This is a genomic window from Streptomyces lydicus (genome assembly GCF_000717345.1).
Classification (GTDB): Bacteria; Actinomycetota; Actinomycetes; order Streptomycetales; family Streptomycetaceae; genus Streptomyces; species Streptomyces lydicus.
The window spans coordinates 1-11,976 of sequence record NZ_JNZA01000041.1; the positions used below are offsets into that span (position 1 = coordinate 1).

An 11,976-nucleotide genomic window follows, 5' to 3' on the forward strand; every position below is an offset into this window, starting at 1 on the left:
CCCCCCGCACTGTTCCGCTCCTCGGGAGGCCCCCGCCCCCCGCGCCGCGCTGTTCCCCCTGAGGGGGCCTCCGCCCCCCGCGAATGACATGTCGCTGTTGCAGCGCTACGTGAACACCCCACCCCGGCGGCGGACTCGCATGTCCTGCCGGTCTTTCGAGGTACGCGGAAACCCGCCGAAACCTTGGGTGCTCCCCACACCCCAGGCCCCCTATCGGGCTCAAGGAATTGATCGCCACCACGTCCGGCGCCGGGGAAGCTACTGCTGGCTGTCCCTAGCGCCGGACCTATAGATCACTATTTTTCGCCTCGTGTCCGCTTGCGGAGCACGGTCAATCTAGAGCATCGGGGCCCGCCTGTAGAGGGGATGTGTGCAACTTGTGTGCAGGCTTTGGGACTTGCTCCATCGAACGGTGATCGGCTGCGGGTCCCTTGACGGCGAACACATACCTGGTGAACTGCGATAACGGCAGTTTTCCGGGCTGCCGGCACCGAGCTCCCGTACGGGGACGAGCACGGCAGCGGCGTCACAGTCGTGACAGGCCCGTGCGCTGTGGGTTGGCGGGCGGCAGGTCTTCCGGGGTGTCGGATGACCTTGTGCCTGATGACCTGTGGGAACGCATCGCTCCGTTACTTCCTCCTCGTCCGCCGCGGCGTCGGCGGTACACGGGCCGGTTGCCTGCGGATGACCGTGCTGGCGGCGGCTGCGGGACTGGACCGAGGCCGGTGTCTGGCCTCGGTCGACCTCCACCTCGGCCCACTCCAACTCGCCTGCACCATCAACTGCTTGAGACGCCTTCGAACCTCATTCTGAAATGATCAGTTAGGCGTTCGGTTCCCCCTGGGCAGGGAGGCCGGCGACCATCGTGGAGGCGGCAGGGGGCTTGATCGCTTCGGCGGGCGACACGACGGGTGGTGTCCTCGGCGTCTTCGAGTTGGCGGTCGACACCGGCTTCGAGGCCGCCGTGGGCATGGGCGGGGACCTCGAAGTCCTCCCAGACAGTGGTTGCTGCTGTGGGCACGGTGTCGGCTCCTGGTGCTCGGTGGCTCCCGGTACCGGGCACTTTCCGCCGAACTCAGGGGTTCGGTGGTGCCGTGGATCCGCTGTAGGATCCGCGGCCGCCTGTGTGGATATTTCAGCTCCCTGCCCGCGGGGAGCTTGCCCGCTCGGTAACGCTGTTCCCTGCGCTCGTCAGAATCGCGCTCGCGACGACGTCAAAGAGATGATCGGCGCGTGGCGCAAGCGAAGGTTGATCGCCGAGCCAAGCGAGCATGGCGATCAGCGCAAACAAATCGTCGCCATCGATATCGTTCCGCGCCATGCCTGCGACCTGGGCACGGGTGAGAAGCCGCGCACCGGCTGCGCGCAGCGTGACGCACGAAGCGTGGAGTGCAGAGTCGGCGTCCTCGATGGCGGCTGCCATCAGCACGGTCACGCCCCGATACTCGGTCGTCCACGCGACGCAATCGCGTACCCACGAAACGAGAGCTACTTCGGGTGAGCTCGTCGAGACGTCGAGCTCATCTGCCTTTGCCGTCAGTTCGTCGAAGCTTGTGCGAAGCAGGGCCTCCAGCAGCGCCTCGCGCGTCGGGAAGTGCCGCAACAGCGTCGCGAGCCCGACATCGGCCCTGCGCGCGATGTCGCGCAGTGACACATCGACGCCTTGCTCGGTGATGGCGGCGCCCGCTACTGCGAGCAGGTGATCGCGGTTCTTCCTGGCGTCGGCCCGCATCTGCCCCTCTTGACTATCCGGATCAGTGGTCCATATATTCGGATCAGTGGTCCACTTATATGGATCGCTGATCCGGATAAGCGTATCCCGCAGCGCGGGCAGGAGAAAAAGATGCCGACACACAAGATGAGGGCGATCCGGCTCCACGAGCACGGCGGCCCTGAGGTTCTGCGGTACGACGAGGTGCCGATTCCTGAGCCGGGACCGGGTGAGGTGCTCGTCCGCGTGCACGCGGTCGGCATCAATCCCCCCGACTGGTACCTGCGCGACGGCATGTCCAACCTGCCTCCGGAGACGAGGCCGACGTTCGACTTGCCCGTGATTCCGGGTACGGACCTGTCGGGCGTCGTCGAGGCCGTCGCCGCGGATGTGGACGGCTTCTCCGTTGGCGATGAAGTCTTCGGTCTGCTCCGCTTCCCCAGCTTCGACGGCAGCACATATGCCGAGTACGTGGCCGCGCCTGCGTCGGACCTCGCACTCAAGCCGGCCGGCATCGATCACGTGCACGCCGCCGGGGCCCCCATGGCCGGGCTCACCGCGTGGCAGTTCCTGATCGAGGTCGGACACGATCACCCGTCGCCCTTCCAGGCTGCGAAGCATCGTCCGGTGCCACTCGACGCCAACGTGACGGTGCTCATCAACGGGGCCGCGGGTGGGGTCGGCCACCTCGCGCTCCAGCTGGCGAAGTGGAAGGGTGCACGTGTCATCGCTGTGGCATCGGGCGCGCATGAATCGTTCCTGAGCAAGCTCGGTGCCGACGAGTTCATCGACTACACCAAGAGTCGCCCTGAGGAACTTGTACGCGACGTCGACCTCGTTCTCGACACCGTCGGCGGCCCCCACAGCAATCGCTTCCTCCGCACGCTCAAGCGCGGCGGCTCCCAGTTCCCCGTATTCTTCGGCGAGTTCGACGAAGAAGAGACCGCCGAACTGGGCGTCACGGTCACGGGCACTCAGGTCCGCTCGAATGGGGCTCAGCTCGCAGAACTTGGACGCCTGCTCGACGCGGGCACGGTGCGCGTCGCGATCGACAGCACGTTCGCGCTCGCGGACGCCCAAGCAGCGCACGAGCGCGCCGCCCGGGGGCACATCCAGGGCAAGATCGTTCTCACGGTCGCTTAGGAACATACCGTTTCACCAACGCGCCCGGCGTTTGTCCTCGGGGTGCCGACGGGCAGCGGGCGTCCCTGCGAGGCCGAGCGGGACAGATGGACGGGGCGCTTGGGGCTCCTGAAGACGTTGCCGCGACCACAACTCTCCCCCTCCTCCAGCCGACCCCACTCGCTGAACATGGCGTATTGGCCGGACTTGATGAAGGTGTTCCCGCTCACCGCATCGTTCCGGCGCGCGCGCCGTTCGTCGCGGAAGGGCGCCGCCACCGGAGCGCCCCAAGCGGTCCAAGTCGCAGACAGGTGGCATTTGTGGCACAACCTGGGCGAAGCCGCCGAGCGGAGCGTCGCCCAGCACCGCGGGTGCCTGCGAGTCCTGGTGCCTGAACCAGCTCCCCGGACTGCCCCCGAACCCACACCGCCCGAGGACGCTGCCGGCTCGCCGTGGCCAACCGGTCACCGGTTCGCCGACCGTATCCGGGCCAGACACGCCACGGTTCACGCACTGCTGGCACAACGCGTCTGCCACTGGCTCGGAAAACGGCGGCGAGGACAGTGCGTCATTGGCATGTGCCTGGGACGGTCAGACCACACGGAACCGGCCATACCGGATAGTACATCGCAGACCGGATTGAAGTGTTCATGTCCGACCCATAGCGTGTGCGAGGCATGCGCGGCCGGGTTGATGACCCCGCCCCACAGCGCACGGCCGCGGCGCCTACTCGCCTGCCCTTTGGACAGGCGGGCCACCACAACGGGAGGACCATCATGAGCCTGCGTACCACCCTCGCCACCCGCGTTGCGAGACCGGCGGCAGCCGCCTGTGTCACTGCCGCGCTGCTGCTGACCGGCACCACGGCCGCACACGCCGTCACACCCAGGCCCAAGGGCCCCGCCATCGCCAACGGCCAGATCTACTACTACGCCCTCAAGAACCAGAGCACCGGCCGCTGCGTGGACGACTCATGGGGAGCCGGCCTGCGCGCCTTCACCTGTAACGGGCTCAACTACCAGAACTTCAACTGGTATCCGCAGTCCGACGGCACCTGGGTCATCCAGAACCAGAACACCGGCCGCTGCATCGACGACAGCACCGACTACGGCCTACGCGCCTTCGGCTGCAACTACTCGGCGTACCAGCGGTGGTCGATCATCTACCAGTCCGACGGCACGAAGACGCTCAAAAACCAGAACACAGGCCGCGTGATGGACGACAGCCTGGACTTCGGCCTGCGCGCCTTCGGGTACAACGGACTGTCCTACCAGCGGTTCACCTTCGTCGGCTAACACATCAGCTGGCCACGGCCGTGCTCGCGGTTGCTGGCGCGCACGGCCGTGTCGCATCGATGCATCGATGAAGGGGGCGTGTCGTGTCGACGAACAACTCGTCTGGACGATGTGGGTGTGGAGATCGAGCAGAGCGAGCGAAGCTGAAACGGTGCGCACGGTGCGGTCATGGCCTCGGCCCACTGAGAAGCCCGACCTCAGCGGGTGCCGCACTTCCCACCGCAGGTGTCTTACATGAAGTGGTGCTGTGCCTCATTGCCAAGCCTCGAACTTGGGAACCCATGGCCGGATAGCGGCGGGGCATCACCGGGCTGTTTCATGCCGGGGGGAACGTCGATTTCGTGGATGCCTCCTCCGAGGGAACCACGTCCCGCCCATGACCAGAATCCTCATGGGCATGATCCTTCCGTGCAGCCAGCGGACTGCGGAAGCGTCCGCGGCTGTGCGGCGTGGGGAAGCCCGTGGGGGGCCACTGCCTGCAACGGTGGTGTTGGAAGAATTACTCAAGGCGCTGCTGGCCGCGTGGTGGGTACAACTGATGGTGCAGGTCGGGCAGGAGTCGAGCTGGCGCTCCATGTCGGCTTCGAGGCCGAAGCCGGGGGACCTGTCCTCCGCGGGGATGTCGAGGTCTTCCCGGGCGCGCTGGCGGCTGCTGTTTCCAGTGTCGGCTCCTGGCGATCGGCGGGTCCGATATCGGGCACTTCTGTTGAAGTCAGGGGCCGGTTGGTGCCGTGGATCCGCTGTACGGATCGTGGTCGCTCTCCTGGATGCTGATCCACATGCGCACTGACTTTGATCCCGCCGTCATGTCCCGCAACGACTTCTACCGGCTGCTGACCGCCACCGTGGTTCCTCGGCCGATCGCCTGGGTGTCCACCACCTCGGCGGACGGAACGCACAATCTCGCCCCTGCGAAGTTCCGAGGAAAGTGGTATCGGTCCGGAGGACGTTAGCGCAGGTCAGAGCGTTCCGGCAACGAACTGGCAGGGAGCCGTGCTCCTCCGTGCGCCACCCACAGGAGGTTCTCCGGCTGCTGTGGTGCAGCCGCCCGGCAGCAGTTAGCGATCAGGCCCTCCCGTAACCGCTCGTACTCCCAATCAGACAGTGACGCCGGACTCTCTACGCCGACCGCGGCTACGAGTCCGACGTCTGTCGCCGGCGCCTGCGGGAGGGGAGCATCGCACCGAAGATCGCTCGCCGGGGACAAGCCCAACGCTCGGGCGCGTGGGCGCGTCCGCCGGGTCGCTGAGTCGGCCCTCGCCCGTCTCCACGGACCACGCCGCCTTTACATCAGACGGCAAGTGCGCGACGGCATGGGCGGCGCTGACTACTCGTCGACGGGGGGCCAGGGCTTCGCCCGGAGTTCGTCGAGCCGCAGGAACGCCAGCGCGCGGCGCATCAGATCGATGAGTTCCTCGGGCTCGTCCTGCCAGGCCCAGTGCTCCATGGTGACGGTGAACGCATCCAGCACCGCGGTGGTCAGCAGACGCACTTCGAGACTGTCGAGAGGGGCGTCCATACGGGATGCCAACGCGGGAGCGAGCCGTTCCTGCATCTCCCGCCCCGCGGCGAGCCAGCGCATCTTCAGGACGGGGACGGTCCCCAGGACCCGGACCAGCCGACGGGCCCGGGCGGTGTCCTCCAAGCGCCGCCCGGCCGTCTCCGTCCCGAAGGATGCTTCGACGGCGGCACTGAGCGGTTCTTCGGTCGGATGTTCCGCGAGGACGTCCACGAGTTGGCCGACGCTGGAGGCGAAGAGGGGGGTGAGGGCGTCCTCCTTCGCCGGGCAGTAGCGGTAGAAGGTGCGCAGGGAGATGCCCGCGGCCGAGGCGATGTCCTCGACCGTCGTCGTGTCATAACCGCGGTCGGCGAACAGGGCCGCCGCGGCCTCCGCGATCTCCAGCCGAGTCTGAAGGCGCCGCTGTTCCGTCAGGGACGGGCGGCCCCGCGCTGCCGTCATTGTGTGCTCCTTGCCGTGCTTCACCTCGGCCCTTATTGTCACAGACGGAATTTGTGGCATGTCGTGCCATAAAAGCGTAGGTTGATCAGAGACTGATCGGGAGCGGGTCGACCAGTGGTCGATCCATCCGCTGTCCCGTGCTGTCGCGCTGCCCCTGCCTGCCTGTGCGCCGGTGGTGCCGCGCGGTGGTCGGCGGTCGGCGGCGTACCGCCAACGGCCGACGCGCGGTGATCAGTGACCGGTGAACGTACAGCGTCAGCGAAGGAGCCGACCATGTCCCGCACTTACCTCATCACCGGAGCCGCCTCCGGCATCGGCAAGGCCACGGCCACCCGGCTCAAGGAGCAGGGGAACACGGTCATCGGCGCCGACCTCATGGACGCCGATATCGTCGCGGACCTCGCTACCCCCGATGGCCGGGCGCAACTGGTCCGGCGCGCAGGCGAGTTGAGCGGTGGACGGCTCGACGCCGTGATCGCGGGTGCCGGCCTCGCAGGTTTTGACCCGCGCGCCGTCAGCGTCAACTACTTCGGCGCGGTCGCCACCTTGGAAGGGCTGCGCCCCCTGCTTGCCGCCGGTACGGACCCGCGCGCTGTCGTCATCGCCTCGGTCGCCTCCGTCCACCCTCACGACACGGCCATCGCCGACGCGGCGCTCGCCGGTGACGAGGAAGCGGCGCTGGCCGCCGCCCAGGCAGCCGTCGATCGGGGCGAGGGCTATGCGATCTACGGCTCGACCAAGGCCGCCATCGCCCGATGGATACGCCGCACCGCCGTGACCGCAGACTGGGCGGGCGCCGGCATCCCTCTCAACGCGATCGCCCCCGGAACGGTCATCACCCCCATGACTGAACCCATGCTGGCCAGCCCCGACGTACGCAAGATCGTCGACGAGACCGTCCCCATGCCGCTCCACGGACACGCCCAGCCGGCACAGATCGCTCCCCTCCTGACCTGGCTCACCTCTCCCGAGAACGAACTGGTCACCGGCCAGGTCGTCTTCATCGACGGCGGCGCCGACGCCGTACTGCGCGGCGACGGCACGTGGTGAACCGTCCAGGGAAGCGGCCGATCAGAGACAACCCGCAGTCATCGCAGTCCGCAGTCATCGGAGGGCCATCCATGCACACGCTCATCCGCACCACCGTCGTCACCGCTGCCCCCGATGACGTCTGGCAGGTCATCGGCAAGTTCGGCGGCCTCGCCGACTGGCACCCCCTGCTGCCGCCGTCGGTGATCGAGGACGGCGCCGATCCCGAGACGTCCGGAGCGATACAGGCGTTCTCCGTCAACGGCCAAGTGGTCATCAGGGAGCGGCTCCTGGAGAAGGACGACTCGCGCCGGATGCTCCGTTACACCATCCATGAATCTGCCGTCCCCGTCTCTGACTACGTCTCCACGCTGTCCGTGCACCCGCACGACGCAGGCGCCGAGATCCGCTGGGCCGCGACATACGAGGCCGCCGACGAACTGGTCTCCGAGATCGAGAAGCACTTCGGCGACAACATCTACGCCGCCGGCCTGGACACCCTCAAAGAACGCTTCGCCCTGCCCGGCTAGGCATTGCGTCGCAACTGGATTCGCAGCAGCACTGGGCGGCGGCGATGCCGCCCGGCGCGCGCTGGGCGAGTACGGCCCGACCACCGGCCGGTCCGACTCCCCCCCGTTAGCAAGGTGCTCGGTACGGCGGAACGTCGGTGGGCCTCAGTGGCGTTTGCGGGACAGGTAGGAGTTCCAGTCGGCGAGACCGCCGGCGCCCAGGACGCTGACGTCGGCTGCCAGCTCGGTGCGGGAACGGGTCCGCAGTTCACGCCGGGTGATCCGGGCGACGAGTGCGGGGAAGAGCGGCCGCAGAGGCTGGCACCAGCGCAGCCACGGCGGTGCGTAGATGTGGTGGGCGCGGTGGGCGATGCCGGTGGCGAGCCAGTCGGCCACCTGGGCGGGGGAGTGGACCCGGCGCGCGAAGCGGGGCTGGTTCCGCCGCAGGGCCTGCAGGACGGGATGGTCGTCGATGCCGGCGACCATGGCAGTACCGGTCCAGTGGAGATAGGCGATGCCGACGGTGATCCCGTCGGGCTCGACCTCGCCGCGTAGTGCCTGGGCGAAGGATTCCGCGCCGGCTTTGGAAGCGCAGTAGGCGCTCATCATGGGTGCGGAGCCGAAGGCGGCCGTGGAGGCGATCTGGAGGAAGTAGCCGCGGGTCTCGTTGAGCTGCGGGAGGAAGGCTCGGGCGGTGTTGGCGGATCCGACGAGGTTGACCTCGACGACCCGCTGCCATAGGTCGGCCGCGGTGCGGATGAACGGGCCGCCGACGGCGATGCCGGCGTTGGCCACGACCACGCTGGCCGGACCCAGTTCGCTGCCCACCTGTCGGGCAGCGTCCTCGAGTGCGGTGCGGTCGGTGACATCGGCCTCGACACAGGCGCTTCGGTTCGGCAAGGAGGCGGCGACCCGGGACAGGGTCTCCTCCTCGCGCCCGAGCAGCGCGACGAGCATTCCCGCGTCGGACAGGCGCCGCGCCAGGGCTTCACCGACGCCGCGGGCGGCGCCGGTCACGACCGCGACCCGCCCCCGCAGGGGTGTACCGGGAGAGGAGCCGGGCCCGCTGGCAGTGCCGATGTCACGCATGTTCGTCCTCGTTCCTCGTCGGCCACCGACGGCGGCACCCCTGTCGGCATACCCGGAAAAAGCCCTTTTGTCCGCCCTGCTGGAGAGTGATGGCGAGGCCATACCGCCTGATTTCCAGGGGTCGACGGCACAGCGCTCAGGGGGTGACGGAAGGCCAGGAACGGGCCACCGGGCTGGGCGGCCGCCGTCTCTGCACAGCAGCGCTGCAGAGTGGGACGGTCATCCGCGAACTCGCGCGGCCCGGAAGCAGTGCGAGACGCAAGCCGGTGGGGCTGCGCCGGGCTCACCGCGCGGGGGCCGAGATACGCAAGGGGCGGGCAGCGAGTGAAGGGCGCCGTGAGCCGGACGTGGCGGACCGGTTCGATGAGCTGGCCAACCCGAACAAACGGGAGGTCACCTCCCTACCCGGCAGCAGGGGCGGGCCCGGTCACCGATGGGCGGGCTGTCCGGGAAGGCCGGGGGACGCGCATGACCGGCGGCTACCCCGTCATCGCGTGGGTGCACGAGGCCGACCTCGACCAGGCCGCCCAACTCCGCCCCGGCCAGACCGTACGCTTCCGGACTTCGCCGAGCCGCCGCGCCACCGGAACCCGCGGGCGCGCCCGTCCGCGACGTCCTGGCCCCGGCCGCGCGCCATCGGTGTGGGGCGCGCGAAGCCGCACCCCCATGCCGTCACCGCGGGCCGGGCGGGGCGGGGGGTACGGCCACGGCGGGCGGCGTCGCGCCGGTCGCGCGCAGTATCTGGCCGGCGGCCAGGCGGCGGTAGACAGGGCTGGTGGTGAGCAGCTCCTCGTGGTACCCGGCGGCAGCGGTACGGCCGTCTTCGAGCACCACGATCCGGTCGGCATGCTGCACCGTGGAGAGCCGGTGCGCGATCACCAGCACCGCGCACTCCTGGGCGACGTCCTTCATCACCCGGGTCAGCGCGGCCTCGTTGAGGGCGTCCAGGTGCGCGGTCGGCTCGTCTAGCAGGAGCAGTGACGGCCGCGCGAGCAGGGCACGGGCCAGGGCGACCCGTTGCCGTTCACCGCCCGACAGGGTGTTGCCGCGTTCACCGAGCACGCCGGACAGCCCTCCGGGCAGCCGTGCCACCACTTCCTCCAACTGGGTGAGTTCGACGACCCGCCGCACCTCGTCGTCGTCGGCACCGGGGACGGCGTAGGTGAGGTTGTCCCGCAGGGTCCCGTGCACGACGTGGGTGTTCTGGTCGACGACGGCGATACGGGCCCGGCACTCGGCGCGGCCGAGGCCCGGGGCGGGCCGGCCGTCGAACAGCAGGGTCCCGGCGTCCGGTTCGTAGAACCTGGCCACCAGCGCGAAGAGCGTGCTCTTGCCTGCCCCCGACCGGCCGACCAGGGCGACCTGCCGGCGGTGCGGGACGTCGAAGGAGACCCCGCGCAGCACCGGGCGGTGCGGGTCGTAGCCGAAGTAGACGTCACGCAGGACGAGCGCGGGCGCCGCGTCGCTCCCGGATCGCTCCGACCGCCGGGAGGCACGCTCATCCACGGCCGTCTCCTCCCGCTCAACGGGTTCCACGGGCAGGGTCAGCACTTGCTCGATCCGCTGGTAGGCCCCCATGCCACGTTGGATCTGGCCGACCGCCCGGAACGCCGAGGACAGCGGCAGGACCAGATAGGACGCGTACAGGAGAAAGGCGACCAGGTCGCCGAGCGAGTTGGCCCGGTCGTTCACCCGCAGACCGCCGATGACCAGGACGAGCAGGAACGAACCCTGGACGGCGAGTTCGACCGCCGGGCTCATCATCGACGCCAGTTTCGCGGTCCGCACGCCCGCGCGGTACGCCGATTCGACCCGCTCCCCGATGCGCCGCGCCTCGCGGTCCTCGGCCCGGTGCACCCGCACCATCGGCAGGGCGCCGAGTGCCCGTTCCAGGTCGGCGCAGATCGCGCCGACGGAGTCCTGCATGCGCTCCGAGGCCGCCCGGATGCCCCTCAACAGCGAGGCCACCACGCCCGACGCGGCGGCGATGGTCACGGCGACCAGGAGCAGCAACAACGGGTCGAGCCACCCCATGAGCACGAGTGCGCCCGTCCCGACGAGGGCACCGGACACCAGGTCCGACAGAGCCTGGGCCACCACCTCCCGCAGCAGGGTGGTGTCGGCGGTGACCCGGGAGATCAGATCACCGCTGCGGTGCCGGTCGTACTCCCTCATCTCCAGCCGCAGCAGCCGTGCCACCAGGCCGTGGCGCAGTCCGCGCACCACGCCCTCCCCGGTGCGTTCCAGCAGGAAGCGTCCCACCGCGCCGGTCGCGGCTTCGGTCCCGAAGAGCGCGGTGAGCAGCAGCAACAGCGGCCAGGGGACGGCCCCTTGGCCGCTGCCGTCCACGATGTGCTTCGCGACGAGCGGCTGGGCCAGCCCGATTCCGGAGCCGACCATGGTGAGTGCGGTCGCGACGGCGATCGAGGACCGGTGGCCCGCGGTGAGCCGGAACAGGGTGACCACCGCGGCCCGCGTGGACCGGCCGCTGCCGGGCGGGGGCGGGGCCGGTACCTCTCCGCTGGTGACCGCCCCGCTGGTTCCGGTCATGCGTCCGTCCGGCTCACCGGCGGGACGGCCATGAGGCGGGTGAAGTAGCCGTCCGGTACCCCTTCGGCCACCGGGCGGCCCTCCGCCTCGATCCAGGCGTGCGCGGTGAACGGGGGCACCACCCGCACTCCGGTGCACCACGTGGGCCAGGTTCCGCGCAGTCGGCAGAGCAGGGCGGCACCCAGCGAGCGCGGCAGACAGCCGCGGGGGCCGGCGCACCGCAGGCTCGCCGCACACATCGCGTCCCGCGCCGCCGCGGCCTGGGCGGTGGAGGCCGGAGCTGCGCCGCGGCGGACGAGGGCGAGGACCGCCCGGAGCCGGCGCGGCGGCAGGAGGGCCAGGGCCAGGGCAGGCAGCAGGACGGTGCGGGCGGCCAGCCGTCGGGTGAAGGGGACGCCGACCGGCCGGTCCAGTGCGCTCGGGGTCGTCACGCGGCCAGCCCGGACGCCCGCAGTTCCTGCACCAGGGTCGCGACGTCCTGAGCCGCCTGTGCCCGGTCGATGTCGAACCGCGCGACGAGTGCGTCGACGGCGTCCCCTGCATCGCCGCCGTCCAGCAGGGTCTTGATCACCAGCGTGCCGGTGGGGTTGAGCTCCCAGTAGTCCCCGCTGCGCTCGTCGAGAAGTACTGTGCCGTAGTCGGTCTCCGCCGTGGAGACATCGGCGCCGAACCGCAGTGCCATGGTGAGATCCTTTCCGTCGTGGCGCGGTG

Annotated in this window: 10 protein-coding genes and 4 pseudogenes; 8 read left to right on the plus strand and 6 right to left on the minus strand. The window is 69.4% G+C overall.

Going from position 1 to position 11,976, the window contains the following annotated elements:
- Positions 1 to 581 precede the first annotated feature (581 nt).
- Positions 582 to 739, plus strand: a pseudogene (locus OO62_RS38420) (IS5/IS1182 family transposase); the annotation flags it as partial.
- A gap of 396 nt (positions 740 to 1,135) precedes the next feature.
- On the opposite strand, the gene OO62_RS30575 reads toward OO62_RS38420, so the two are convergent.
- Positions 1,136 to 1,732, minus strand: a complete 597-nt coding sequence (locus tag OO62_RS30575; RefSeq protein ID WP_033270906.1) for a TetR/AcrR family transcriptional regulator — start codon at positions 1,730 to 1,732, stop codon at positions 1,136 to 1,138.
- A gap of 111 nt (positions 1,733 to 1,843) precedes the next feature.
- Between OO62_RS30575 and OO62_RS30580 the strand changes: the two genes are divergently transcribed.
- The 4 genes and pseudogenes from OO62_RS30580 to OO62_RS40965 all read left to right on the plus strand — a co-directional run.
- On the plus strand, positions 1,844 to 2,854 hold the full coding sequence (locus OO62_RS30580; protein ID WP_206738452.1) for an NADP-dependent oxidoreductase: 1,011 nt from the start codon (positions 1,844 to 1,846) through the stop codon (positions 2,852 to 2,854).
- Positions 2,855 to 3,609: 755 nt separating this feature from the next.
- Entirely contained in the window at positions 3,610 to 4,128 is a 519-nt protein-coding gene (locus OO62_RS30585) for an RICIN domain-containing protein (protein ID WP_033270907.1), read from the plus strand.
- A 779-nt stretch (positions 4,129 to 4,907) separates the two neighbouring features.
- A pseudogene (locus OO62_RS38430) lies at positions 4,908 to 5,048 on the plus strand (flavin reductase family protein); the annotation flags it as partial.
- Between the two features lie 191 nt (positions 5,049 to 5,239).
- A pseudogene (locus OO62_RS40965) lies at positions 5,240 to 5,453 on the plus strand (IS5/IS1182 family transposase); the annotation flags it as partial.
- A 2-nt stretch (positions 5,454 to 5,455) separates the two neighbouring features.
- On the opposite strand, the gene OO62_RS30595 reads toward OO62_RS40965, so the two are convergent.
- Positions 5,456 to 6,088, minus strand: coding sequence for a TetR/AcrR family transcriptional regulator (locus OO62_RS30595; RefSeq protein WP_051733739.1), 633 nt, complete (start codon positions 6,086 to 6,088; stop codon positions 5,456 to 5,458).
- Between the two features lie 273 nt (positions 6,089 to 6,361).
- Between OO62_RS30595 and OO62_RS30600 the strand changes: the two genes are divergently transcribed.
- Positions 6,362 to 7,138, plus strand: a complete 777-nt coding sequence (locus OO62_RS30600) for an SDR family oxidoreductase (protein WP_033270909.1) — start codon at positions 6,362 to 6,364, stop codon at positions 7,136 to 7,138.
- 71 nt (positions 7,139 to 7,209) lie between these two features.
- The gene (locus OO62_RS30605; protein WP_033270910.1) at positions 7,210 to 7,647 is read left to right on the plus strand and encodes an SRPBCC family protein; all 438 of its coding nucleotides are present in this window, start codon (positions 7,210 to 7,212) and stop codon (positions 7,645 to 7,647) included.
- A gap of 144 nt (positions 7,648 to 7,791) precedes the next feature.
- Here OO62_RS30605 and OO62_RS30610 read toward each other — a convergent pair whose 3' ends face one another.
- Positions 7,792 to 8,715 (minus strand): SDR family oxidoreductase, encoded by a 924-nt coding sequence (locus OO62_RS30610; protein WP_033270911.1) that lies wholly within the window; start codon positions 8,713 to 8,715, stop codon positions 7,792 to 7,794.
- A gap of 363 nt (positions 8,716 to 9,078) precedes the next feature.
- Here OO62_RS30610 and OO62_RS41420 point away from each other — a divergent pair.
- Positions 9,079 to 9,264, plus strand: a pseudogene (locus tag OO62_RS41420) (allophanate hydrolase subunit 2 family protein); the annotation flags it as partial.
- A gap of 123 nt (positions 9,265 to 9,387) precedes the next feature.
- Here OO62_RS41420 and OO62_RS30615 read toward each other — a convergent pair.
- From OO62_RS30615 to OO62_RS30625, 3 genes are read right to left on the minus strand one after another with little or no spacing between them, the layout of a single operon-like run.
- Positions 9,388 to 11,265, minus strand: coding sequence for an ABC transporter ATP-binding protein (locus OO62_RS30615; RefSeq protein WP_078617438.1), 1,878 nt, complete (start codon positions 11,263 to 11,265; stop codon positions 9,388 to 9,390).
- Complete coding sequence (locus tag OO62_RS30620; protein WP_033270912.1) at positions 11,262 to 11,696, minus strand: lasso peptide biosynthesis B2 protein; 435 nt, start codon at positions 11,694 to 11,696, stop codon at positions 11,262 to 11,264. The genes OO62_RS30615 and OO62_RS30620 overlap by 4 nt, the downstream gene beginning before the upstream one ends.
- Complete coding sequence (locus OO62_RS30625) at positions 11,693 to 11,947, minus strand: lasso peptide biosynthesis PqqD family chaperone (protein ID WP_033270913.1); 255 nt, start codon at positions 11,945 to 11,947, stop codon at positions 11,693 to 11,695. The genes OO62_RS30620 and OO62_RS30625 overlap by 4 nt, the downstream gene beginning before the upstream one ends.
- Between the last annotated feature and the right edge of the window lie 29 nt (positions 11,948 to 11,976).

Coding starts and splice junctions, on each gene's coding strand:
- OO62_RS30610 (WP_033270911.1), bottom strand. CDS start 8,715: ATGCGTGACATCGGCACTGCCAGCGGGCCCGGCTCCTCTCCCGGTACA.
- OO62_RS30575 (WP_033270906.1), bottom strand. CDS start 1,732: ATGCGGGCCGACGCCAGGAAGAACCGCGATCACCTGCTCGCAGTAGCG.
- OO62_RS30585 (WP_033270907.1), top strand. CDS start 3,610: ATGAGCCTGCGTACCACCCTCGCCACCCGCGTTGCGAGACCGGCGGCA.
- OO62_RS30595 (WP_051733739.1), bottom strand. CDS start 6,088: ATGACGGCAGCGCGGGGCCGCCCGTCCCTGACGGAACAGCGGCGCCTT.
- OO62_RS30580 (WP_206738452.1), top strand. CDS start 1,844: ATGCCGACACACAAGATGAGGGCGATCCGGCTCCACGAGCACGGCGGC.
- OO62_RS30600 (WP_033270909.1), top strand. CDS start 6,362: ATGTCCCGCACTTACCTCATCACCGGAGCCGCCTCCGGCATCGGCAAG.
- OO62_RS30605 (WP_033270910.1), top strand. CDS start 7,210: ATGCACACGCTCATCCGCACCACCGTCGTCACCGCTGCCCCCGATGAC.
- OO62_RS30625 (WP_033270913.1), bottom strand. CDS start 11,947: ATGGCACTGCGGTTCGGCGCCGATGTCTCCACGGCGGAGACCGACTAC.
- OO62_RS30615 (WP_078617438.1), bottom strand. CDS start 11,265: ATGACCGGAACCAGCGGGGCGGTCACCAGCGGAGAGGTACCGGCCCCG.